This is a genomic window from Ruegeria sp. G5, assembly GCF_056533365.1.
Map to the genome: position 1 here is coordinate 174,931 of NZ_JBQFOK010000005.1, position 22,196 is coordinate 197,126.

22 protein-coding genes are annotated in these 22,196 nt (G+C 56.9%); 12 read left to right on the plus strand and 10 right to left on the minus strand.

What is annotated here, in order from left to right; all coding sequences use genetic code 11:
- Positions 1 to 40 precede the first annotated feature (40 nt).
- Positions 41 to 1,036, minus strand: a complete 996-nt coding sequence (locus ACR0BD_RS11085; protein ID WP_480830415.1) for a hypothetical protein — start codon at positions 1,034 to 1,036, stop codon at positions 41 to 43.
- A gap of 173 nt (positions 1,037 to 1,209) precedes the next feature.
- Between ACR0BD_RS11085 and ACR0BD_RS11090 the strand changes: the two genes are divergently transcribed.
- From ACR0BD_RS11090 to preA, 3 genes are all read left to right on the plus strand, one after another.
- Positions 1,210 to 1,842, plus strand: a complete 633-nt coding sequence (locus tag ACR0BD_RS11090; protein WP_480830417.1) for a cupin domain-containing protein — start codon at positions 1,210 to 1,212, stop codon at positions 1,840 to 1,842.
- A 159-nt stretch (positions 1,843 to 2,001) separates the two neighbouring features.
- Positions 2,002 to 3,336, plus strand: coding sequence for an NAD(P)-dependent oxidoreductase (locus tag ACR0BD_RS11095; protein WP_480830418.1), 1,335 nt, complete (start codon positions 2,002 to 2,004; stop codon positions 3,334 to 3,336).
- Between the two features lie 45 nt (positions 3,337 to 3,381).
- Positions 3,382 to 4,686: an NAD-dependent dihydropyrimidine dehydrogenase subunit PreA gene (preA, locus tag ACR0BD_RS11100; RefSeq protein WP_480830420.1), complete on the plus strand. Its 1,305-nt coding sequence runs from the start codon at positions 3,382 to 3,384 to the stop codon at positions 4,684 to 4,686.
- 48 nt (positions 4,687 to 4,734) lie between these two features.
- On the opposite strand, the gene ACR0BD_RS11105 is transcribed toward preA, so the two are convergent.
- Together ACR0BD_RS11105 and ACR0BD_RS11110 are read right to left on the minus strand one after the other, a co-directional pair.
- The gene (locus ACR0BD_RS11105) at positions 4,735 to 4,959 is read right to left on the minus strand and encodes an N-(5'-phosphoribosyl)anthranilate isomerase (protein ID WP_480830422.1); all 225 of its coding nucleotides are present in this window, start codon (positions 4,957 to 4,959) and stop codon (positions 4,735 to 4,737) included.
- Positions 4,960 to 4,993: 34 nt separating this feature from the next.
- A complete protein-coding gene (locus ACR0BD_RS11110) occupies positions 4,994 to 5,602 on the minus strand; it encodes a TetR family transcriptional regulator C-terminal domain-containing protein (RefSeq protein ID WP_480830424.1) in 609 nt (202 codons plus the stop codon).
- Positions 5,603 to 5,773: 171 nt separating this feature from the next.
- On the opposite strand from ACR0BD_RS11110, the gene ACR0BD_RS11115 reads away from it, so the two are divergent.
- The 9 genes from ACR0BD_RS11115 to ACR0BD_RS11155 all read left to right on the plus strand — a co-directional run bounded on the left by ACR0BD_RS11115 (position 5,774) and on the right by ACR0BD_RS11155 (position 14,696).
- The gene (locus ACR0BD_RS11115; protein WP_480830426.1) at positions 5,774 to 7,024 is read left to right on the plus strand and encodes a Zn-dependent hydrolase; all 1,251 of its coding nucleotides are present in this window, start codon (positions 5,774 to 5,776) and stop codon (positions 7,022 to 7,024) included.
- A 92-nt stretch (positions 7,025 to 7,116) separates the two neighbouring features.
- On the plus strand, positions 7,117 to 8,571 hold the full coding sequence (gene hydA / locus ACR0BD_RS11120; protein WP_480830428.1) for a dihydropyrimidinase: 1,455 nt from the start codon (positions 7,117 to 7,119) through the stop codon (positions 8,569 to 8,571).
- Positions 8,572 to 8,626: 55 nt separating this feature from the next.
- Positions 8,627 to 9,424 carry an ABC transporter ATP-binding protein gene (locus ACR0BD_RS11125; protein WP_480830431.1) on the plus strand — a complete coding sequence of 266 codons (798 nt, stop codon included), beginning with the start codon at positions 8,627 to 8,629 and terminating at the stop codon, positions 9,422 to 9,424.
- A 24-nt stretch (positions 9,425 to 9,448) separates the two neighbouring features.
- Positions 9,449 to 10,381, plus strand: a complete 933-nt coding sequence (locus ACR0BD_RS11130) for an ABC transporter permease (RefSeq protein ID WP_480697589.1) — start codon at positions 9,449 to 9,451, stop codon at positions 10,379 to 10,381.
- A complete protein-coding gene (locus ACR0BD_RS11135) occupies positions 10,378 to 11,223 on the plus strand; it encodes an ABC transporter permease (protein WP_480830433.1) in 846 nt (281 codons plus the stop codon). The genes ACR0BD_RS11130 and ACR0BD_RS11135 overlap by 4 nt, the downstream gene beginning before the upstream one ends.
- 56 nt (positions 11,224 to 11,279) lie before the next feature.
- On the plus strand, positions 11,280 to 12,269 hold the full coding sequence (locus tag ACR0BD_RS11140; protein WP_480830435.1) for an ABC transporter substrate-binding protein: 990 nt from the start codon (positions 11,280 to 11,282) through the stop codon (positions 12,267 to 12,269).
- 151 nt (positions 12,270 to 12,420) lie between these two features.
- Entirely contained in the window at positions 12,421 to 13,134 is a 714-nt protein-coding gene (locus ACR0BD_RS11145) for an ABC transporter permease (RefSeq protein WP_480830437.1), read from the plus strand.
- Complete coding sequence (locus tag ACR0BD_RS11150) at positions 13,127 to 13,861, plus strand: ATP-binding cassette domain-containing protein (protein ID WP_480830439.1); 735 nt, start codon at positions 13,127 to 13,129, stop codon at positions 13,859 to 13,861. Before ACR0BD_RS11145 ends, ACR0BD_RS11150 begins: the two co-directional genes overlap by 8 nt.
- Before the next feature lie 19 nt (positions 13,862 to 13,880).
- Positions 13,881 to 14,696, plus strand: a complete 816-nt coding sequence (locus ACR0BD_RS11155) for an ABC transporter substrate-binding protein (protein ID WP_480830442.1) — start codon at positions 13,881 to 13,883, stop codon at positions 14,694 to 14,696.
- A 1-nt stretch (position 14,697) separates the two neighbouring features.
- On the opposite strand, the gene ACR0BD_RS11160 is transcribed toward ACR0BD_RS11155, so the two are convergent.
- From ACR0BD_RS11160 to ACR0BD_RS11190, 7 genes are all read right to left on the minus strand, one after another.
- Positions 14,698 to 15,570 carry a substrate-binding domain-containing protein gene (locus tag ACR0BD_RS11160; protein ID WP_480830444.1) on the minus strand — a complete coding sequence of 291 codons (873 nt, stop codon included), beginning with the start codon at positions 15,568 to 15,570 and terminating at the stop codon, positions 14,698 to 14,700.
- Complete coding sequence (locus ACR0BD_RS11165) at positions 15,571 to 15,696, minus strand: hypothetical protein (protein WP_480697575.1); 126 nt, start codon at positions 15,694 to 15,696, stop codon at positions 15,571 to 15,573.
- Between the two features lie 14 nt (positions 15,697 to 15,710).
- A complete protein-coding gene (locus ACR0BD_RS11170; protein ID WP_480830446.1) occupies positions 15,711 to 16,973 on the minus strand; it encodes a c-type cytochrome in 1,263 nt (420 codons plus the stop codon).
- Positions 16,974 to 18,170: a formate dehydrogenase subunit gamma gene (locus ACR0BD_RS11175; protein ID WP_480697571.1), complete on the minus strand. Its 1,197-nt coding sequence runs from the start codon at positions 18,168 to 18,170 to the stop codon at positions 16,974 to 16,976.
- 26 nt (positions 18,171 to 18,196) lie between these two features.
- Entirely contained in the window at positions 18,197 to 18,547 is a 351-nt protein-coding gene (locus tag ACR0BD_RS11180) for a putative quinol monooxygenase (RefSeq protein ID WP_480830448.1), read from the minus strand.
- A 106-nt stretch (positions 18,548 to 18,653) separates the two neighbouring features.
- Positions 18,654 to 19,250 (minus strand): formate dehydrogenase FDH3 subunit beta, encoded by a 597-nt coding sequence (gene fdh3B, locus ACR0BD_RS11185; RefSeq protein ID WP_480697567.1) that lies wholly within the window; start codon positions 19,248 to 19,250, stop codon positions 18,654 to 18,656.
- Positions 19,251 to 19,265: 15 nt separating this feature from the next.
- The gene (locus tag ACR0BD_RS11190) at positions 19,266 to 22,160 is read right to left on the minus strand and encodes a formate dehydrogenase subunit alpha (RefSeq protein ID WP_480697565.1); all 2,895 of its coding nucleotides are present in this window, start codon (positions 22,158 to 22,160) and stop codon (positions 19,266 to 19,268) included.
- Between the last annotated feature and the right edge of the window lie 36 nt (positions 22,161 to 22,196).

Below are 22,196 nucleotides of genomic sequence, written 5' to 3' on the forward strand. Positions count from 1 at the left end.
GAATCTCTAGGCGATTGAGGGCTTGCGCACAACAATCCTGTCACCGCATCCAAAGACCTTTGCTTTTGATCTGATTGCGGAGTGCTTGTTCGCGTTGCGGCAGGTTATCGCGATCGAACATCGCGCGGATTTTGTGGCCTTTTTGCTGGATCACCAGTTTCTTGATCGGCTCATAGGCCTTCAGCACTTTCTTGATGCGATTTGGTGCCGCGACGGCCTCCAACACGTCGATCACATGATCGCTCTCGCGTGCATAAAGTAGGGGAAACAGGCGATAGTGGCAGGTGACCGACCCATCCAGCAGGCCTGGCGGCAGAACATCGCGGCCACCTCCGAGCGAGTGAATGACCAGGGGTAGGGCGATCTGGTCCAGCCAGGGATCCAACGTTTGACCCGCCAGTTCGGGAATTTCGTCATCCCGGATCGTGCGTGCATAATCCAGAAACAGTTTGCCGAATTGCCGGGGGCATTTGTAAAAAAAGTATCCGGCATTGAAATAGAGGTAGCGGCGCCAATAATCGGGCGGCTGTTCTTTATCCAGCGAACTGTCAAAATCTAGCCCGAACCGACCGTAAAGCGCCTGCCATATCCCATCGAAGCTCGGACCATAAAGGGTGGGGCGGGGCCATGTGCCTTCGACCTTTTGCGACGCTCCGGGACGGTCAAAGTCAAATGGAACGCTGTTGATGTCCCCGGTGATCAGCGTGTCGCTGTCGAAAAATACAAACGGTTCGCCTTCTGGCAAGGTGCTTAGCGCCTCGATTTTGTTGCCGTAGGGATAGCTTTCACCAAAGACCTGATTGTCGAACGGCAATATCTCGGCACCCAGTTGTTGCAAGGCTCTCAGAACGTCTTCGTTTTGAATGCGGGGGTCATTTGACCAACGTGGGCCGGGCTGGGGAACGGCGACAATCAGGCGGCCTTCGAAGTTTGGGCTGCTATGGCGAAGAGACGCGGCAAACAGCACAGCCTCGTATTGCAAACGATTATCTTGCCCGATGATGACGATGTTGAACTTTGGGGGCCTGGCCTGCATCGAAGGTCTTTCAGGAGTTCGGCCGTAGACCGGCGCGCAGCAATTTCCGTTTGCGCCACAGTACGCATGAGGCACAGACAAAACCAGATGCGAAGGACTGTCTGCGCGATGAAATTTGAAAATCCCCGAGACCTACCCATTTTATGCAGGAACGCTGCAGCAGGAGAGAGCACATGAGGGTCAACGCAGATTTCACCAAACGCGTCGCCGTTCATTTCGACCAGAACGAATGGGTTGCTTCGCCAGCAGCAGGTGTCGAGCGCAAGATGCTGGATCGCATTGGCGAGGAAGTCGCCCGCGCAACGACGATTGTTCGTTTTGCACCCGGCAGCGCCTTTGCCGCGCATACGCATGACGGGGGCGAGGAGTATCTGGTTCTGGATGGTGTCTTTCAGGATGAAACCGGCGACTTTCCTGTCGGAAGCTACGTGCGCAATCCGCCGACTTCGTCACATACACCTTCGGCGAAAGAGGGCGCGACGATCCTGGTTAAGCTACACCAGTTTGATCCTGATGATCGCACAGAAGTACGCCGGTCGATTAATGGCGTTGGGAACGTTCAACTGTATAAAGACACCGGTGAAGATGTAAGGGTTCTGGCAATGGCTCCGGATGAAAGCCTTGATCTGGACGCGGAACAAGGTCTTGAGCTTTTTGTGATCGACGGCATGGTCACCGAAGCGGGCGAGGATTTTGCGACCTGGGATTGGCTCAGATTACCGCCCGGATCACGCTCATCGGCTACCGCCGGTGAGGCGGGCGCACGTGTCTGGGTGAAAACGGGACATCTGTCGCAGATGGTCTGAGGCCTGACGTCGCTGCAAAAACAGGCATTCATTTCCGAAACCGGGTCAAAAGGCCCGGTTTTTGCATTTTTTGACCAATTGGCAAATTTTACCAATTGATAAAATTTCAGACTATGGCAAGCTGACCCCATAACGAACATATCTACAGGGAGTAGAGCGATGGCACAGGGCCAGATTGCCCCCGGCATAGTCTCCGGTCGGCTTTCCAGCGATGAGCTGACCTCGAATTTCACGGATTTACATCCTCCGCTTGCCGCGCACGAAGCCGCCGTTGCAGCTGACAGATGCTATTTCTGCTATGACGCGCCATGTGTGACGGCTTGTCCGACGGATATCGATATTCCGTTGTTCATGCGTCAGATTCAGGCAGGTCAACCCGAGGCGGCGGGCGAAACGATCCTTGCGCAGAATATTCTTGGCGGAATGTGCGCGCGTGTTTGTCCGACTGAAACACTATGCGAAGAAGCGTGCGTTCGAGAGACGGCCGAAGGATCACCGGTCGAGATCGGGCGCTTGCAACGTTACGCAACCGACAGCGTAATGGTATCGGGCGACCATCCGTTTGAACGTGCAGCGGCAACGGGTAAGACAGTTGCAGTGGTTGGGGCAGGGCCCGCAGGTCTAGCCTGCGCGCACCGGCTGGCGATGTTGGGCCACGATGTGGTCATTCATGAAAGTAAGCCCAAACCCGGTGGTCTGAACGAATACGGTATTGCCGCCTATAAATCGACAAACGATTTTGCGCAGGCCGAGGTGGATTGGCTGTTGAAAATCGGTGGCATCACGATTGAGACCGGCTCTGCGCTTGGCGAAGGAGTCTCGCTGGATGGTCTGGTCGAAAACTATGATGCCGTGTTTTTGTCCATTGGTCTAGCTGGGGTGAACGCCCTGCGTGCAGGCGGCATTGACAAGGACGGCGTCCGTGCCGCTGTCGAGTTCATTTCGGATGTGCGACAGGCGGATGATCTTGCCAGCTTACCTGTGGGTCGGAATGTCGTGGTTATCGGCGGCGGCATGACGGCAGTCGACGCTGCGGTAAAGTCCAAACTGCTTGGGGCCGAGCATGTCACAATCGCCTACCGTCGGGGACGCGATGCCATGGGGGCCAGCCGGTATGAACAGGACCTTGCAGCCTCGCATGGCGTAAAAATCATGACCAATGTTCAACCCGTAGCCGTTCATGGAAACGGGGCAGCGGCAGAGATCGAGTTGGAATACACGTCCAGCCTTGACGGCCAGCTGACCGGTACGGGTGAGATGATCCGCGTTCCTGCTGATCAGGTGCTCAAGGCGATTGGTCAAACCTTGGAGGGTGCGCCAGAAGGGCTTGCGCTGGATGGTAACAAGATTGCGGTCACAGGAGCCGGTCGCACGTCGATGGCAGGTATCTGGGCCGGTGGCGACTGTGCTGCGGGTGGCGAAGACCTGACCGTAACTGCAGTGGCCGAAGGCCGCGATGCCGCGATGGATATCCACGCGAGCCTGACTGCGTGAAACTTACAGTTCAAGATGCAAAATTGCATCAGGGAGGCCGGATAAATGGCTGATTTAAAGACAAACTTTCTGGGCATCGAAAGCCCCAATCCATACTGGCTGGCTTCGGCGCCGCCGACCGACAAAGAGTACAATGTCCGCCGTGCATTCGAGGCCGGATGGGGTGGTGTGGTTTGGAAAACACTCGGTGCCGAAGGCCCGCCCGTCGTAAACGTCAACGGCCCTCGTTACGGTGCGATTTATGGTGCGGATCGGCGGTTGCTGGGTCTGAACAACATTGAGTTGATCACCGACCGCCCGCTTGAGGTCAACCTCGAGGAAATGGCTCGGGTCAAGGCGGACTACCCTGACAGAGCCCTTATCGCGTCCATCATGGTGCCTTGTGAAGAAGGGGCCTGGAAAGAGATTCTGCCACGCGTTGCGGAAACCGGGGCGGACGGTATCGAGCTGAACTTTGGCTGTCCTCACGGCATGAGCGAGCGCGGTATGGGGTCAGCCGTCGGGCAGGTTCCGGAATATATCGAGATGGTGACCCGATGGTGCAAGAAATACTATGATCGCCCAGTGATCGTAAAGCTGACGCCCAACATCACCGATATCCGCAAACCCGCCGAAGCTGCAAAAAATGGCGGTGCGGATGCGGTTTCTCTGATTAACACGATCAATTCGATCACAAGTGTAAATCTGGACACCTTCAGCCCCGAGCCCTCAATCGACGGCAAGGGTAGTCATGGTGGGTATTGCGGCCCAGCGGTGAAGCCAATTGCGCTGTCGATGGTTTCCGAGATCGCGCGGTCGCAGGCTACGCATGGCCTTCCGATATCGGGCATCGGTGGCGTGACCACGTGGCGCGACGCGGCCGAGTTTATGGCGTTGGGATGTGGCACCGTTCAGGTGTGCACCGCCGCCATGACTTATGGCTTTAAGGTCATTGACGAACTGACGGCCGGCCTGTCCAAGTGGATGGATGAGAAAGGCTATGAGGATGTTTCGCAGATCGTTGGGCTGGCTGTGCCGAACGTGACGGATTGGCAGTACCTGAACCTTAACTACGTGGCCAAAGCCAAGATTGATCAGGATCAGTGTATCAAATGCGGCCGGTGTTACGCCGCATGTGAAGATACGAGCCACCAGGCGATCTCGATGTCTGACGACCGGGTTTTTGAGGTGATGGACGACGAATGTGTCGCCTGCAACCTGTGCGTCGATGTTTGTCCGGTCGATGGGTGTATTTCGATGGTGCCCATGCAGGCAGGAGAAGTTGATCCCCGCACGGGTCTTGAAGTTCAGCCAGACTATGCCAACTGGACGACGCATCCGAATAATCCGATGGCTAAGGCGGCTGAGTAAGAGATTTTTCGTCGAAAAATCTTGGTAGAGAAAATTCGACGAATTTTCTTAGAACAGTATATCGATGGGGCCACCATGGCAGACCACGATGTATTGGTTGGCGGTGCGGATTAGGTGAAATCCGCGCCGCTTTATCTCTTGTTGGAAACGTTCGTGCCCGACCTCCCGCTCGACCCAAGCGATTGATCTTCGCACCACCGCACCGCCCTTCGCGGATTTGGTGGAAAACATCTGTGTGATCCAGGGTTCGGGATTTGGGCGCAGTGTAACCATGCCGCGACATTGTATCTTCTAAGTTAACAGCGACTTAAGGGGTCAGGAGTTTGCGATAAAGCGTATCGATAAACGGTTCGGCACCCTCAAATGGATCTTCGTCGCCCAAGATCGCCCTTACCTGAACATCGAAATCCGCGTAGTGCTGCGTTAATGCCCAAACCGAAAAAATAAGGTGGTAGGGGTGCAATCGCGCAATTTTCCCTTGATCCATCCAATGTGTGAGAATCGCGGTTTTCTCATCAACCAACTGTTTTAGGTCCGTAGATAGCGACTCGTGAATTCGCGGCGCGCCCTGTACAAGCTCGTTGGCAAACAGTCTGCTTTCGCGCGGCAGGTCGCGGCTCATTTGCAGTTTGCGCCGGATGTAGGACAGTATCTCTTCCATCGGATCGCCTTCGGCATCCAAATCATGAAGCGGGGCAAGCCAAACGTCCAGAAGGCCCGACAAGAGCGCGGTGTGAATAGCCTCTTTCGAGGGGAAGTAATACAGTAGGTTCGGTTTGCTGAGACCTGCCTCGGCCGCGATCTGGTCGACAGTTGCACCGCGGAAACCATGCGCAGAAAACACGTTCAGTGCGGCTTCGAGTATCGCGGCGCGGTTCTTTTTCTGAATTCGGGTTGGGGCGCGGTCTTTGGGCATGTTTTCAGGTTGTCTCTTTTTCCGGCACGCGGGCGGTGAATAGGTCAAAAAAACCGACGGTGTCCTGCAATTTCTTGACTGATCTCGAACCCGTGATAGCGTGAGTTTGACCAGATGGTCAAATCAAGACACCAAAAGCGAGCCAAATCGCAAGCAACAGGGAAAAGTAAGATGGCAGCTCCTGCGCAGAACCTCAGGATCAATGGCGACAGGCTGTGGGACAGTCTGATGGAGATGGCGAAGATCGGCCCCGGTGTTGCAGGCGGGAACAACCGTCAAACGCTGACGGATGAAGACGCAGAGGGGCGCGCGCTGTTTCAAAGGTGGTGTGAGAACGCAGGTTGCAGCATGGGTCTGGATCAGATGGGCAACATGTTTGCCCGCCGTGAGGGAACGGATCCCGACGCGCTGCCGGTTTATGTTGGCTCTCACCTGGACACGCAGCCCACGGGCGGCAAGTATGATGGCGTTCTGGGTGTTTTGGGAGGGCTGGAGATCATCCGAACGCTGAACGATCTTGGCATCAAAACCAGGCATCCGGTCGTTGCGACCAATTGGACGAATGAAGAAGGTACACGTTACGCGCCCGCGATGCTGTCGTCTGGTGTTTTTGCAGGAATGCATACGCAGGATTGGGCCTATGAGCGTGAAGACGCTGAGGGCAAAAAGTTTGGCGATGAGTTGCAGCGGATTGGCTGGCGCGGAGATGAAGAGGTTGGTGCGCGAAAGATGCGCGCATTCTTTGAATTGCACATTGAGCAAGGTCCGATCCTAGAAGCCGAAGGAAAGGACATTGGTGTTGTCACCCATGGTCAGGGCTTGAGCTGGACACAGGTTACAGTGACTGGCAAGGATGCCCATACCGGGTCAACCCCTATGCCAATGCGTAAGAATGCGGGTTTGGCGATGGCCCGTATTTTGGAAAAGGTGGATGAGATCGCGTGGTCGCATGCCCCTCATGCCGTTGGGGCTGCTGGTCACATAGACGTTTTCCCGAATTCGCGGAACGTTATTCCGGGTAAGGCTGTCTTTACGGTAGATTTCCGTTCACCCGATCTGGACGTGATTACGGATATGGAAAACCGTCTGAAGGTCGCGGCCGAGGATATCGTCAACGAAATGGGCCTGGAGATTTCGTTTGAAAAGGTGGGGGGGTTTGACCCCGTTGAATTCGACGAAGGCTGTGTCGCAGCCGTTCGTAATGCGGCTGAGCGTTTGGGGTATTCGCATACGGATATCATTTCGGGTGCCGGGCATGACGCATGCTGGATCAACCGGGTTGCGCCGACGGCCATGGTGATGTGCCCATGTGTTGATGGCTTGAGCCATAATGAGGCCGAGGAAATCAGCAAGGACTGGGCTGCGGCCGGAGCGGATGTACTGTTTCATGCAGTCGTCGAGACGGCGGAAATCGTGGAATAGGGGGCGCTGCCCCCGTCGCCCGAGGGGCGACTCCCCCGGGATATTTATAGCCAGATGAAGCAAGCGGCGCAGACCGCATCAGGGAGTATAAGATGAGCACTGTGATCAAGAACGGAACCGTGGTTACCGCCGATCTGTCTTACAAAGCGGATGTCATGGTTGAAGATGGTGTTATCACTGAAGTCGGTCTGGACCTGAAAGGTGACAAAGAGCTGGATGCAACCGGTTGTTATGTCATGCCGGGCGGGATTGATCCTCATACACATCTCGAGATGCCGTTTATGGGCACATATTCCAGCGACGATTTCGAAAGCGGGACGCGGGCTGCATTGGCGGGAGGCACCACGATGGTGGTGGATTTTGCACTGCCAAACCCAGGTGAAAGCCTGCTGGACGCATTAAAACGATGGGACAACAAATCGACCCGCGCAAATTGCGACTATTCCTTCCACATGGCCGTGACCTGGTGGGGCGAGCAGGTGTTTGACGACATAAAGACCGTGATCGAGACGCGCGGTATTAACACGTTCAAACATTTCATGGCCTACAAAGGCGCGCTGATGGTGAACGATGATGAATTGTTCGCTTCGTTCAAGCGATTGGCTGAGTTGGGCGGGATCGCCATGGTTCATGCCGAGAATGGCGATGTGGTCGCTGAGCTCAGCGCCAAACTGCTGGCTGAGGGCAATACCGGCCCCGAGGCACATGCCTATTCACGCCCGCCGCAGGTTGAAGGTGAGGCCACGAACCGGGCAATCATGATTGCCGACATGGCGGGTGTACCGCTTTATGTGGTGCACACGTCCTGTGAAGAGGCCCACGAGGCCATTCGCCGGGCCAAGATGCAGGGCAAGCGCGTATGGGGTGAGCCTTTGATCCAACATCTGACCTTGGATGAGAGCGAGTATTTCCACCACGATTGGGACCACGCGGCGCGGCGGGTCATGAGCCCACCATTCCGCAACAAGCAGCATCAGGACAGCCTGTGGAATGGGTTGCATTCGGGTACTTTGAGTGTGGTGGCGACGGACCACTGTGCCTTTACTACCGAACAGAAACGCTATGGCGTGGGGGATTTTACCAAGATCCCGAACGGCACCGGCGGGTTGGAGGATCGGATGCCGATGCTGTGGACCCACGGGGTTAACACCGGGCGGTTGACCCCGAATGAGTTCGTGGCTGTGACGTCAACAAACATTGCCAAGATATTGAATTGCTATCCGAAAAAGGGGGCGATTCTAGTTGGAGCGGATGCAGATATCGTTGTCTGGGACCCCGAAAAGACCAAGACGATCAGCGCGGATACCCAGCAATCTGCGATCGACTACAACGTGTTCGAGGGCAAAGAGGTCAAAGGCCTGCCTCGCTTTACCCTGACGCGCGGGCAGGTTGCAGTTCATGACGGCGAAATCCGCACGCAGGAAGGACATGGCGCGTTCGTCGCACGTGAACCGAATGGGCATGTGAACAAGGCGTTGAGTACCTGGAAAGAGCTGACCGCGCCGAGACCTGTAGAGCGGACGGGAATCCCTGCGACTGGCGTGTAACGTGGTCGGGCCGCAGGCGCTGCGGCCCAAAACCAAATCTTTTCAAGGCAATTGAATGAATACTGAAAGTACCACGCGGCCGGTGATCCAGGCTAAAAACCTGGATCTGACCTTTCAAACCAATGACGGTCCGGTTCACGCGTTGAAGGATGTCAACCTAACCATCGACAAGGGTGATTTTGTTAGTTTCATCGGGCCGTCCGGCTGCGGGAAGACAACCTTCCTACGCTGTGTGGCTGCGCTTGAGACGCCGACCGGAGGAACCCTGACCGTTAACGGCATGACGCCAGATGAAGCGCGGCGCAAGCGGGCCTATGGATATGTGTTTCAGGCTGCCGGGTTGTATCCTTGGCGGACAATTGCCAAAAACATCAAGCTGCCGCTTGAGATCATGGGGTTTTCGGCCTCAGAACAGGAAGAGCGTGTAAAGAACGTTCTGGAACTTGTTGATCTGGAAGGTTTTGGCGGGAAATTCCCTTGGCAGCTATCCGGAGGTATGCAGCAACGGGCCAGCATCGCGCGGGCGCTGGCCTTTGATGCCGATATCCTGCTGATGGACGAACCCTTCGGTGCCTTGGATGAGATCGTTCGCGATCACCTGAACGAACAGCTTTTGGCGCTTTGGGCAAGAACGGAGAAAACGATCGGTTTCGTGACGCATTCCATCCCTGAGGCGGTTTACCTGAGTACCAAGATCGTTGTCATGAGTCCTCGGCCCGGGCGGATCACTGATGTCATCGACAGCCCACTGCCAAAGGAACGACCGCTGGATATCCGCGACACGCCCGAGTTCATCGAAGTTGCGCACCGGGTGCGTGAGGGCCTAAGGGCGGGGCATTCCTATGAAGACTGATTACTGGTGCAAAGTGGGGGCGGCATGAAGAACCTTGTGCCTATACTCGTGGTCCTTGGCGCGATTGTTGTGCTTTGGTATGCAGCAGTAGCGCCGATGAATATCCGTATCGCTTTGGATCAAGCCGAGCGCGCCGGAGAAACGGTAACACCGGAAACATCGCGTACGCGTCGGGACGAATCTGTTTGGATCTTGATGGCTAAGAACCCCGGTCATGTTGCCGTTGGGTATTCTTTGGATCGTCCACGCTTGCCGACGCCCGGGCAGGTCGGGCAAGAGCTTTGGAAAACGACCGGAGAGATGGTGGCCAAAGGTCGGGCGTTCTCGAAAAGGTCGTTGATTTATCACGCGGGTATCACCCTGCAGTCGACCCTATGGGGTTTTTTGTTGGGGACAACGCTGGGTATTTTGGCAGCCGTCGCCATTGTCTATTCGCGCGTCGCCGACATGAGCCTTATGCCTTGGGCCATCATCAGTCAGACGATCCCAATTGTTGCACTGGCGCCGATGATTATTGTGGTCAGCTCACAAGTTGGCATCGAAGGGCGCGGTGTGCCCAAAGCGATCATTTCGGCTTACCTGTGTTATTTTCCTGTCTTGGTGGGTATGGTGAAAGGCTTGCGGTCGCCGTCGCCGCCGCAGTTGGATTTGCTGAAAACGTATAGCGCGTCAGGTGTGCAGGGGTTCTTCAAGCTCCGATTGCCGTCCTCGGTGCCGTATCTTTTTACCTCGCTTAAGGTCGGTATTGCGGCGGCGCTTGTCGGGACCATTGTCGGGGAATTGCCGACAGGTGCGGTGTCCGGGCTAGGCGCGCGTATTCTGATTGGTGATCAATTCGGAACTCCACTGGCGATCTGGGCGGCTTTGCTGGCCGCAGCTATTCTGGCCGGGATTTTGGTTACTCTGCTGGATCTGCTACAGCGCCTAGCGCTGCGCCGGATGGGGTTGAGCGCATGACGTGGCTATCCTTTTCACTGTTGTTCTGGGGGTTGGCGTGGTGGGCCAACTACCGGTTGGCAATCTCGCAGTACCGTACGCACCGCGGGGTTCGGATTCTGGTGCCGGTACTCTTCGGTGTAACGCTTTTGGTTCTGTGGGAAGGCCTCGTGCGCGGGCTCGAGGTGTCCCCAGTGATCCTGCCGCCTCCGTCGGACGTGGCCGAGGAATTTGTGAATTCGTCCAACATTCTATGGGAAGACTTTAAACAGACGGTCTTCAAGGGCGCATTGACGGGTTTTGCCATCGGTTCTGCTGCGGCCTTTGCCTGTTCTATCGCAATTGACCGGTCGGCGTTTCTAACACGCGGACTGCTACCCATCGGGAACTTCGCCGCGGCGCTGCCGATCGTGGGTATTGCACCAATTCTGGTCAGTTGGTTTGGTTTCGACTGGCAATCAAAGGCCGCAGTCGTCGTGGTGATGGTGTTTTTTCCCATCTTGGTCAATACTGTACAAGGCTTACGTGAAGCTGATGCGATGCAACGTGATTTGATGCGGACCTATGCGGCAAGCTACTGGCAAACGCTTCTCAAACTGCGACTGCCGGCGGCGATGCCATTTGTGTTCAACGGTCTGAAGATCGCGACAACACTCGCACTGATTGGTGCCATCGTGGCCGAGTATTTCGGGTCGCCGACGCGCGGAATGGGCTTTCGCATTTCGACGGGGGTCGGAAGTCTGGAAATCGATCTGGTTTGGGCCGAGATCGCCGTAGCGGCGCTGGCTGGAACTGCGTTTTACGGTGGGGTCGCGGCGATCGAAAAAACGGTCACGTTCTGGCACCCGTCACAACGAGGGTAAACATAATTCAACAGACCCCGAAAATGGGGCAACAACAGCAACTAGGAGACATGAAGATGAAGAAGCTACTCAGCGGGGCGGTTGCCGCTTTTAGCCTGGCAGCAAGCGCGGCCTGGTCCGCCGATGAGGTGAAGCTGCAATTAAAATGGGTCACGCAGGCTCAGTTTGCAGGGTACTACGTCGCTAAGGATAAGGGGTTTTACGAAGAAGAGGGTTTGGACGTCACGATCCTGCCTGGTGGTCCTGACATCGCACCCACACAAGTTATTGCAGGCGGTGGCGCTGACGTAACTGTCGAGTGGATGCCAGCAGCCTTGGCTGCCCGTGAAAAGGGTTTGCCGCTGGTCAATATCGCGCAGCCGTTCAAAAGTTCAGGCATGATGCTGACTTGTTGGAAGGACGCAGGCATCGCTTCGCCAGCCGATCTCAAGAACCGAACGCTGGGTGTCTGGTTCTTCGGGAATGAGTTCCCATTCATGAGTTGGATGAGCCAGCTGGGCATTGATACCGGTGGGAAAGGCGAAAGCGGTGTCGAGGTGCTGAAACAAGGCTTTAACGTCGATCCATTGCTGCAGCGCCAGGCCGACTGCATCAGCACCATGACCTACAACGAATACTGGCAGGTGATTGACGCAGGCGTTAGCCCGGATGAGCTGGTAACCTTTAAGTACGAGGATCAGGGCGTCGCAACTCTGGAAGACGGTCTTTATGTCCTGGAAGAAAACCTGAGCGATGAAGCTTTTGTGGGCAAGATGGAACGTTTTGTCCGTGCGTCTATGAAGGGATGGAAATATGCCGAAGAGCACCCTGAAGAAGCGGCCGATATCGTGCTTGAAAACGACGCAACCGGTGCTCAGACCGAGGAACACCAAAAGCGTATGATGGGTGAGATTGCCAAACTGACGGCTGGTTCGAACGGTACGCTAGACCCTGCGGATTTTGAACGCACAGTGGCCACTCTGCTGGCTGGCGGTTCAGACCCGGTGATCACCAAGCAACCCGACGGAGCGTGGACGCACAAGATCACGGACGCCGCTCTGAATTAAGTCGAGTTCGATGTAAGCGGAACGCGGTCCCGACGGGGCCGCGTTTTGCGTTTCTGATGTCGGAAAAGTGTGTGTACTTACCGGAAAAATCGCATAGTATTCTGTTGTAATTTAACGCATTTCGTCCGGTATGCGATAAAGATGGAAAAATATGCAGGGATTTGCATCAGAATTCAGTGCCGCTTTTTCTCTGATCCTGAACGGAGATTCAGAGCTTTGGGCGATTGTGCTTTTGTCGCTTAAAGTTTCCGTTTTTGCTGTGCTGATTTCCGCCTTGATCGGCATGCCGATTGGGGCCGCTTTGGCCGTCGCACGGTTTCCGGGGCGACGCCTGATGATTATTCTGATGAACGCCTTGATGGGGTTCCCTCCGGTCGTTGTGGGCTTGTTGGTTTATTTGATGTTGTCTCGTTCCGGTCCTTTGGGTGTTCTGGAATTGCTCTATACGCCGACTGCTATGATCATCGCGCAGGTGGTTTTGGTGACGCCGATAGTCGCGGCACTGACCCGACAGGTGATCGAAATGCTGGCCGAAGAATACGCGGAACAACTGCGATCACTGGGCGTGTCGCGATTGGCCTCGGTTCCTGTGCTGCTCTGGGATGCGCGGCTTGCGCTTGTGACGGCTTTGCTGGCCGGTTTTGGGCGCGCGATAGCCGAAGTTGGGGCCGTTATTATCGTAGGCGGCAACATCAATCACGTAACGCGGGTGATGACGACGACGATTGCCCTAGAAACGTCCAAGGGGAATCTGGCACTGGCATTGGCATTGGGCGCCATACTCATCGGCATTGCGGTCGCCGTGAACGCCATGGTCAGTGCCGTTAGCCTAAGGGCAGAACAAGAGGGGCTGCGTCATGCGTGATCTCGTTTGCGAAATGGCCGGTGGCCTTGCCGTTCAGGGGCTAAAAATCGCGCGTAACGGCAAAACTTTGCTGGACGTCCCGCATTTGTCTTTGGACGGACGCGGTCCAACCCTGATCCTTGGCCCCAATGGGGCTGGCAAAAGCTTGCTCCTGCGATGTTTGCACGGGTTGATTGTGCCCGATCAGGGTCAGGTGGTTCAGGATGGATCACCCCTAAACGCCGATGACAAAGCACGTCAGGGCATGGTCTTTCAACAGCCGGTTCTGCTGCGCCGGTCCGTGGCCGGGAACCTGGATTTTGTGCTGAAACGTCAAGGATTGCCGCGTGCATCGCGCAAATCCCGGATCGAAGAGCTTTTGGCCGAAGGCGGACTGGAAGGCAAAGCCCGCCAATCGGCACGTTCATTGTCCGGCGGCGAAGCGCAACGGCTTGCCATTTTGCGTGCGCTTGCCTTGAACCCCGAAACACTGTTTTTGGATGAACCCACCAGCGCCTTGGACCCGGGGGCGACACAAATGATCGAGCGGATGATCCTGCGTGCGTCGGCCCGCGGTGTTCGCATCGTTATGGTAACCCATGACATCGGTCAGGCGCGTCGGTTGGCTGCTGATGTCGTGATGATGCAGGTTGGTCGCGTGGTGGAACACGGTGCTGCCAAGCAAGTGCTGGATGCCCCTGAAAGTGCTGCATCGCGTCGCTATCTTGCAGGCGGACTTGTAACTTAATCGAATGATGGAGATCTGAATGATCCGGACTTTTCTTCGGATGGCTGTGGTATCGCTTGGATTGATGGCGGCCCCAGCCGTTGCTGAAGCGCCCTTTATCGTGGTTCAGTCCACGACCTCGACGCAGAATTCAGGGCTGCTGGATTATATTTTGCCGGGGTTCGAGGCTGAGACTGGCATTGACGTTCGCGTTGTCGCTGTGGGCACGGGGCAAGCGATCCGGAATGCGGTTAACGGTGACGGTGATGTCCTTTTGGTGCATGCAAAACCTGCCGAAGAGCAATTTGTTGCGGATGGCTGGGGCGTTGAGCGATTTGACGTCATGTACAACGATTTTGTGCTGGTCGGCCCTACTTCGGACCCGGCAAAGGTAAAGGGTGGTGATGATATCATTGCGGCACTTGCTGCAATCGCTGAGGCTGAAGTCCCATTTGCATCGCGCGGGGATGACAGCGGAACGCACAAAGCAGAAATGAAGCATTGGGCGTCGGCTGACTTAGATCCGACGGCTGCGTCCGGAACATGGTACCGCGAAACAGGCTCGGGCATGGGGGCTACGCTGAATGTTGCCAGCGGTATGAACGCTTATACGTTGACGGATCGTGCCACGTGGCAATCCTTTGGAAATAAGGTGAATCTTGCGATTTTGGTCGAGGGAGATCCTCGTTTGTTCAATCAGTACGGTATAATCTTAGTAAATCCTGAAAAACATCCCCGCGTGCGTGCCGCGGCCGGGCAACGTTTCATCGATTGGCTAACTGGCCCAGATGGGCAAGCGGCTATCGCATCGTACAAGTTGGATGGAGAACGGTTGTTCTTTCCCAATGCCAAGTGATCTAGCCGCTGGCCCCGTTGTGATGGATTGTACCCAAACCTTTCAGGTCATATCCACCAAACTCAGCGGCCCGATTGGCAAAACGGTCGGATTGCAGGAACTGCAGCAGCTTTAGCATAGGATCGTCAAAGTACGCGCGGCGCCAGATCGCGAGGTCCAGCCGCTCGGAATGTGTCGGGACAAACCCTAGATTGTACAACCCGGCCAGGGCACCAAGTCCAAAACCAGCATCTGCCTTGCCGTCATGCAGGGCAATGGCCAACTCTTCCTCGGTACGGGCGCACGTCGGTAAAGTATCGAGATCCTCGTACGACAGACCGTGAGCCTGCAGCTGCGCCTCAAACAAGCGTTGGCTGGCTGCCGAGCTTTGGCGCAATATCACACGCCGCCCGGACAAGTCCCGGAACGTGTTGATGTCTGAAATACCGGGGGCCAGCAGCAACCCGCGTTGGCGTTTTGCAATTTCGTACAGAACAACAGGTGCCTCGCCCAGTTGGTCGCGCAAAGCGCGGGCGTTGAAACCGTCTTCTTCGTGAATATGAAGGGCAGCTGCCTGCGCGGTACGATCTTTCAAACGATTCAAACCATCGAATGACCCGTCATAATACGTCGCCAAACCGGATCCACTTTCACGTAGCGCCCAATCCAGTAACGGATCGTGACTGCCAGCGACGATCGGGGGCAGGGGGGGGTCAGCCACCTGCGGACCGGAACGCGAGGCGTTGAGCCAGGCAATGATCTCAGCCCTCGGGAACAGTAGTTTTCCCATCGCCCGCACGCATGGAACCTCGCCCGACGAGGCAAGGTCGTAGGCTTTGCGCTCGCCGATGCGCAACAGATCGGCAAGCTCTTTCGTGGTTAGGTATTCGCTCATTCAGTCGAGGCGTACGGCGGAACCCGTCCCTGCATCAGCCGCGCTGAAACCGATCTGGCCCAGCACATATGGTGCAGCCACGGTAATAACGACCATCGCAGCGACAGCGACAAGAAAGGCTTTCATCGTTTTCCTCCGGCTCAGTTTTCCGGTGCCGTGGCCTGGCGCAGAAAGGCGATCAGATCGTCCCTGTCGCTGGCCTGCGTTATCCGTTGCATCGGCATCTTAGACCCCGGAATGTAGTGGTCTGGCCCTTCGTCGAAAAGGGTATTTATGGTTTCATCATTCCAAATGATATCAGAGTCTTGCAAGGTATCCGAGAAAAAATATCCCGGCAGAGTTCCGGCCTTTCGCCCAAATACACCGTGCAGGGTCGGGCCCGCGCGCCGTTTACCATCCGGTGTCAGGCTATGACAGATCGAGCATTTACGGGCGAACTGGCGTTCTCCGTTGCTCATCTCGCTGGGGTTTTTCAGAAAGCTTGGTTCGGCACCTGCCATCTGTTCCTGACCGCGCAGGCTGTCGACGGGCCAGCTGAACATGGCCTCATCAATACCACCGGCATGGATGTTTTGACCGTCCGGTGAAAAGGCAAGCGCCCACACGGGCCCACGCAGCGTCGCGCGAAAGTCTTGCGCGATGCGCCATTCCTTGGTGTCGATGACCATAATAAAGCCTTCGCCATCACCAACAGCCAACAGACTGCGATCCGGGCTCAGCGCCAGAGCAAGAATAGGGCGGCGATCCAGTGTGAAATCCCGCTCCTCGCCCGTGGTCAGGTCGCGAATGCGGGTAACGCCATCGACCGCTCCGTACGCAATCCAGTTGTCTTGGGCATTCAGAACCAGTTCATTGACACCAAAGCCGTGCTCGACAATGCGCAACGTCTCTTGCCCTGTTTCAACATCCCAAAGCCGCAAAGTTCCATCCACACCGGCCGAGTAAAGTTGCCTGCCGTCCGGTGTAAACACGACAGAGTTCACGCCGCTGCCTGTCGGGCCAAGTATCTGCGGAGCGGAGCCGTCTACCGGCCAAACACCAATCGTGCCATCCCAACTGGCTGTAGCGACATGGGTTTTAGACGCTGAAATACTGACGATCTTACCTTTGTGGCGGCCCACGACTTCGCCGCCGGGCCAGCGCCGCAGGGTAAAGTCATCCCCGGCGGAGTAGATCGCGGTACCGTTAAAGGCCACGCTGTTGACGGCGGCTTCGTGACCTTCCAGCCACTCGGGCATTTGGTCGGACCAGATGCCGACCGAATTGTCAAAGCTGGCCGTCGCAATCCGTCCGTCTGGCGCAGAGGCGATACCCATGATGGGACCGCCATGCCCCTTGAGCGTAAAGAACTCGGCCCAGGCGGGCAGGGGCAAAAGGGCAAGAACCAGCGCGAAGGCGCGCATTTATTCAGCGGGCGAGGCCGCAGCTTTGCCAGCCTCTTTTTCCTGGACTTCCTCAAGCCACAGCGAGTGGTGTTCGCGCGCCCATTGCTCTTCGACTTCACCGGTGCCCATGGCGTCAAACGCGCCTTCCATGCCAACCGAGCCAAGGTAGATATGCGCAATAATGATGGCGATGAAGACATACGCGACCATCACGTGCCAAACCTGCGCGTACTGCATTTCCTCTTGCGGGGACATCTGCACAGGCAGGTTCAAACCCAACATTTGCGGAATGCCGGTCGAGTTCGCGATCGAGAACGTCTTGGCAAACAACGGCATCTCGAACGGGAACAGCAGCGAAAGCCCAGACAGGCTGATGGACACACCCAGCAGAACACAAGACCAAAAGATTACCTTTTGTCCGGCGTTAAACTTCTTAGCCGGGGGATGGCTGCCTTTCGTAAATAGCCCGCCGCCCGCAGCCAACCATTTCAGGTCAGTTCGGTTCGGGATATTGTGGGCGATCCAGTTAACAGTGATGATGATCAACCCGAGCATAAAGGCCCAAGCGAGGTTGTTGTGAAGCCACTTGCAGCCCTGTGCGATAGTGGCGAAGCCTTCTTTCCCGAAGATAGGGATCAGAAAGTCGCGACCATACAGGGTAAGCAGCCCGGTAATCCCAAGCACCAGGAATGACCCGGCAAACAGCCAGTGGCCAAAGCGTTCAATTCCGTTAAAGCGCGTTACCGTGCGGCCGGTTTTCTCACCGTCGATGCGGATCTTTCCGCGGATCAGGAAGAAAAGCAGAATGATCGCAGCCATTCCCGCGATGATGTATGAGCCATACTCGCGCAGTGGGCCGGTACGGAAGGACCACCACCACATGCCGCCATCCTGGATAAGAACGCTATCAGCCGGGCCGCGCGAGGATACTGTGACGTCAGCGGACCCATAACGAAGCGCGCGGTAAACCTCGCTGTCCGAGGCGACGCCTCGGGTGCCGAACTGACCCAACAGGCCTTCGACATTGCCTTGACCGGTGTTTTCCGAGCGATACGTGTTGTCCACTTTTTCGCCGCGCTGGCGGGCGAGGATGTCCTCAAGCGTTGTCGCGCCACCTGTTGCAGACCGGTCTGGTGCTGCGGGCTCGGACGTTTCCTGTGCCCATGCGGCCCCGGTCAGAAAGAGTGAAACGAGCAAAAAATGGATCAGGCGCATGGGTTCTTTCCCTATTCTTGGTCGTGTCAGCGGTCAAAGCCGCCGATTTGCGTGTGAAAGACAGCTCCGACAGGGGACAGGGCCGCCTGGAGGTCGTCTTTCGCGGGGCCGTACACATCAAACTGGACCGGCGTAAGCAAAGACATAAACCGATCCGCGAAGTTTGCCCCAAAATTTTGCATATGAATCATCGCATCTTCGGAACTTGCGTAACGTTCATAGATGTGAATGGCGTTGTCGCTTTGGTGCCACTCATAGCTTTTGGCACCCGTTTCCTCGCGCGTGGCGGCGACCATTTCGGCCATCAGACCCTCAAACTCAGACTGCTTTTCGGGGTTCAGATCCAGCTTCAGCAGCCAGTAGACATCGTCGGTCATGTTCGCTCCACCACGGTCAGGAAATGCGGCGGCCGACAAGCGGCCACCGACAAGAGTGGAACAGCCCCCGGCTAAGGGCAGGGGGCTGTAAGGCTTTAGTCAGACCTTAGCCGTCTTTCTGGTCGTAGGCTGTGCCCCAACCCCACGCGCCCGAGCCAAAGCCGCGGGCGACGACGCGCTCGCGATAGATGGCCGAGACCACGTCGCCGTCACCGGCAAGCAGGGCCTTGGTGGAACACATCTCGGCGCAGATGGGCAGTTTGCCCTCGGCGATCCGGTTGCGACCATACTTGGCGAACTCTGCGGTCGAGTGCGTTTCCTCGGGGCCACCGGCGCAGAAGGTACATTTGTCCATCTTTCCGCGCGATCCGAAGTTGCCCGCCTGCGGATATTGCGGCGCGCCGAAGGGGCACGCGTAAAAGCAATAACCGCAACCAATGCACAGGTCTTTGGAGTGCAGGACGACACCTTCTTCGTTTTGATAGAAGCAGTCGACCGGGCACACCGCCATGCAGGGCGCATCCGAGCAATGCATACAGGCCACCGAGATCGAGCGTTCGCCCGGGTTGCCGTCATTGATCGTCACCACCCTGCGGCGGTTCACGCCCCACGGCACCTCGTGTTCGTTCTTACACGCGGTGACGCAGGCATTGCACTCGATGCAGCGTTCGGCGTCGCAGAGAAACTTTGCTCTTGCTGCCATTTTCTCTTCTCCTCCTTACGCTGCCCAGATCTTGCAGAGAGTACACTTGGACTCCTGCATCTGGGTCACTGAATCGTAGCCATAGGTCTGGGCGGTGTTGGAACTTTCACCCAAGACATAGGGGTCTGCACCAGCGGGGTATTTCGACCGCAGATCATCGCCCTGGAAATGGCCGCCAAAGTGGAACGGCATGAAGGCTACGCCGGCACCGACCCTGTTGGTCAGCATCGCCATCACCTTGACCTTGCCGCCTTCCGGACCTTCGACCCAGACCTGTGACCCGTCACGAATACCAAGGTTGTTGGCATCGCGGGGGTTGATCTCGACGAACATGTCCTGCTGCAGCTCGGCCAGCCACGGGTTCGACCGCGTCTCATCACCGCCGCCTTCATATTCGACCAGACGACCAGACGTTAGGATTATCGGGTAATCCTTTGAAAAGTCGTTCTTCTGGATCGAAGCATAAAGGGTTGGCAGGCGATAGGCCTGACGGTCCTCGTAGGTTGGATAGTCCTCCACCAGATCGCGACGCGGCGTATAGAGCGGCTCGCGGTGCAGCGGGATCGGATCCGGGAAGGTCCAGACGACCGCGCGGGCTTTTGCGTTCCCGAAGGGCGCACAGCCATGCTTGATCGCAACCCGCTGGATACCGCCGGACAGGTCGGTTTTCCAGTTGGTCTCTGGTCCCGCGACAGCGTCGATCGCCGCGCGTTCCTCGGCTGTCAGATCGCCATCCCAGCCAAGATCCATCAGCATCTGCATCGTGAATTCGGGATAGCCATCCTGAATTTCCGATCCAACGCTATAGACCCCTTCGGCCAGCAGGTTGTCACCATCACGCTCCACCCCGAAACGGGCGCGGAAGGTCAGGCCGCCTTCGGCCACCGGCTTGGACATGTCATAGAGGTTTGGTGTCCCCGTATGACCCATCTCAGGCGTTCCCCAGCAGGGCCACGGCAGGCCGTAGTATTCGCCGTCGTTGGGTCCACCAATGGCTTGCAGCGTGGTTCTGTCGAACGTGTGCTGGTTGGCCATATGGCTTTTCAGACGTTCCGGCGACTGACCGGTGTACCCGATAGTCCAGAGGCCCGAGTTGAATTCACGCGTGATGCTTTCAACATTGGGGGTTTCGGCGTCTTCCATCTCGATATTGCGGAAGAACCGATCTGCCCAGCCGAACTTGTTGGCGAACTTGGCCATGATGACCTCGTCCGGCAAGCTTTCGAACAGCGGATCAACCACCTTGTCACGCCACTGCAGCGACCGGTTCGATGCCGTGGCCGAGCCACGTGTTTCGAACTGCGTACAGGCGGGCAACAGGTAGACGCCATCGGTGCGGTCATGCAGAACGGCCGAGACGGTGGGATACGGGTCGATCACGACCAGCATGTCCAGCTTCTCCATCGCCGTCTTCATTTCCGTCATCCGGGTCTGCGAGTTGGGCGCGTGGCCCCACAGAACCATGGCGCGGACGTTATTGTCCTGATCCATGTTGGCAGGATCTTCCAGAACACCGTCGATCCAACGAGAGACCGGGATGCCGCGCTCGTTCATGAGCGGCTTGTCCTTGCCTTCCTTGTCCTTGATCGTTGCGAACTGACCTTTCAGCCAATCCAGATCTTCGCCCCAGACGCGGCTCCAGTGACCCCATGCACCTGCGGACAGGCCATAGTAGCCAGGCAGGGTGTGGGACAGAACACCAAGGTCCGTCGCGCCCTGCACGTTGTCATGGCCACGGAAGATGTTGGTGCCACCACCCGAAGTGCCCATGTTGCCCAGCGCAAGCTGAAGCACGCAGTAGGCGCGGGTGTTGTTGTTGCCGTTGGTGTGCTGTGTACCACCCATGCACCAAACAACGGTGCCAGGACGGTTATTCACCATCGTCCGGGCAACGCGGCGCAGCTGCGAGCCGGGGGTGCCAGTGACGCGCTCAACTTCGTCGGGGTTCCACTTGGCAACCTCTTCGCGGATCTGGTCCATACCCCAGACACGGGTGCGGATGAACTCTTTGTCCTCCCAACCGTTGTCGAAGATGTGCCACAGGATACCCCAGACCAGTGCGACGTCGGTACCGGGGCGGAAGCGGACATATTCATCCGCGTGCGCCGCAGTGCGCGTAAAGCGCGGGTCGCAGACGATCAGAGGGGCATTGTTCTGCTCTTTCGCGCGCAGGATATGCAGCAGCGAGACGGGGTGCGCCTCGGCCGGGTTACCACCGATGATGAAGATGGCCCGGCTGTTGTGCATGTCGTTGTACGAGTTGGTCATGGCGCCGTAGCCCCATGTGTTCGCAACGCCCGCAACAGTGGTCGAGTGGCAGATACGGGCCTGGTGGTCCACGTTGTTCGTGCCCCAGTAGGCGGCGAACTTGCGGAACAGATAGGCCTGTTCGTTGTTATGTTTCGCGGAACCCAGCCAGTAAACACTGTCCGGCCCGGATTCTTCGCGGATGTTCATCATGCCGTCGCCGATCTCGTCGATCGCCTGTTCCCAGCTGATGCGTTTCCACTCGCCGCCTTCCTTTTTCATCGGATATTTCAGGCGGCGTTCGCCATGGGCGTGCTCGCGGACCGAGGCCCCCTTGGCGCAGTGTGCACCCAGGTTGAACGGGCTGTCCCAGCCGGGTTCTTGCCCGACCCAGACACCGTTCTGCACTTCGGCTACGACGGTACAACCGACCGAGCAGTGGGTACATACGGACTTGATATTTTCCACGGCCTGATTGGCCGCTGTCTGGGCACTGGCTTGCGTTACGGTTCCACCCGTCGCGCTGATCGCGGCGAGGCCACCGATCGTCAGGCCCGAACCACGCAGAAATGCGCGGCGATCGACGGTTTTTTCGCCGACCTGGGACAGGATACTTGTCCGCTGGGGGCGTCTCGCAACCCCGTTGGTCTTTTTCCTAAGCATTACTTTCCTCCCTTGCGCGCCGTGTCAGCCACGGCT

Bases quoted from the DNA above. Each gene is read 5' to 3' on its own strand.
- ACR0BD_RS11135 (WP_480830433.1), top strand. From the start codon at position 10,378: ATGACGTGGCTATCCTTTTCACTGTTGTTCTGGGGGTTGGCGTGGTGG.
- ACR0BD_RS11150 (WP_480830439.1), top strand. From the start codon at position 13,127: ATGCGTGATCTCGTTTGCGAAATGGCCGGTGGCCTTGCCGTTCAGGGG.
- ACR0BD_RS11180 (WP_480830448.1), bottom strand. From the start codon at position 18,547: ATGACCGACGATGTCTACTGGCTGCTGAAGCTGGATCTGAACCCCGAA.
- ACR0BD_RS11165 (WP_480697575.1), bottom strand. From the start codon at position 15,696: ATGAAAGCCTTTCTTGTCGCTGTCGCTGCGATGGTCGTTATTACCGTG.
- ACR0BD_RS11090 (WP_480830417.1), top strand. From the start codon at position 1,210: ATGAGGGTCAACGCAGATTTCACCAAACGCGTCGCCGTTCATTTCGAC.
- ACR0BD_RS11155 (WP_480830442.1), top strand. From the start codon at position 13,881: ATGATCCGGACTTTTCTTCGGATGGCTGTGGTATCGCTTGGATTGATG.
- ACR0BD_RS11110 (WP_480830424.1), bottom strand. From the start codon at position 5,602: ATGCCCAAAGACCGCGCCCCAACCCGAATTCAGAAAAAGAACCGCGCC.
- ACR0BD_RS11145 (WP_480830437.1), top strand. From the start codon at position 12,421: ATGCAGGGATTTGCATCAGAATTCAGTGCCGCTTTTTCTCTGATCCTG.
- ACR0BD_RS11170 (WP_480830446.1), bottom strand. From the start codon at position 16,973: ATGCGCGCCTTCGCGCTGGTTCTTGCCCTTTTGCCCCTGCCCGCCTGG.
- ACR0BD_RS11140 (WP_480830435.1), top strand. From the start codon at position 11,280: ATGAAGAAGCTACTCAGCGGGGCGGTTGCCGCTTTTAGCCTGGCAGCA.
- ACR0BD_RS11095 (WP_480830418.1), top strand. From the start codon at position 2,002: ATGGCACAGGGCCAGATTGCCCCCGGCATAGTCTCCGGTCGGCTTTCC.
- ACR0BD_RS11125 (WP_480830431.1), top strand. From the start codon at position 8,627: ATGAATACTGAAAGTACCACGCGGCCGGTGATCCAGGCTAAAAACCTG.
- ACR0BD_RS11190 (WP_480697565.1), bottom strand. From the start codon at position 22,160: ATGCTTAGGAAAAAGACCAACGGGGTTGCGAGACGCCCCCAGCGGACA.
- ACR0BD_RS11085 (WP_480830415.1), bottom strand. From the start codon at position 1,036: ATGCAGGCCAGGCCCCCAAAGTTCAACATCGTCATCATCGGGCAAGAT.
- ACR0BD_RS11115 (WP_480830426.1), top strand. From the start codon at position 5,774: ATGGCAGCTCCTGCGCAGAACCTCAGGATCAATGGCGACAGGCTGTGG.
- fdh3B (WP_480697567.1), bottom strand. From the start codon at position 19,250: ATGGCAGCAAGAGCAAAGTTTCTCTGCGACGCCGAACGCTGCATCGAG.
- preA (WP_480830420.1), top strand. From the start codon at position 3,382: ATGGCTGATTTAAAGACAAACTTTCTGGGCATCGAAAGCCCCAATCCA.
- ACR0BD_RS11160 (WP_480830444.1), bottom strand. From the start codon at position 15,570: ATGAGCGAATACCTAACCACGAAAGAGCTTGCCGATCTGTTGCGCATC.
- hydA (WP_480830428.1), top strand. From the start codon at position 7,117: ATGAGCACTGTGATCAAGAACGGAACCGTGGTTACCGCCGATCTGTCT.
- ACR0BD_RS11175 (WP_480697571.1), bottom strand. From the start codon at position 18,170: ATGCGCCTGATCCATTTTTTGCTCGTTTCACTCTTTCTGACCGGGGCC.
- ACR0BD_RS11105 (WP_480830422.1), bottom strand. From the start codon at position 4,959: ATGGTTACACTGCGCCCAAATCCCGAACCCTGGATCACACAGATGTTT.
- ACR0BD_RS11130 (WP_480697589.1), top strand. From the start codon at position 9,449: ATGAAGAACCTTGTGCCTATACTCGTGGTCCTTGGCGCGATTGTTGTG.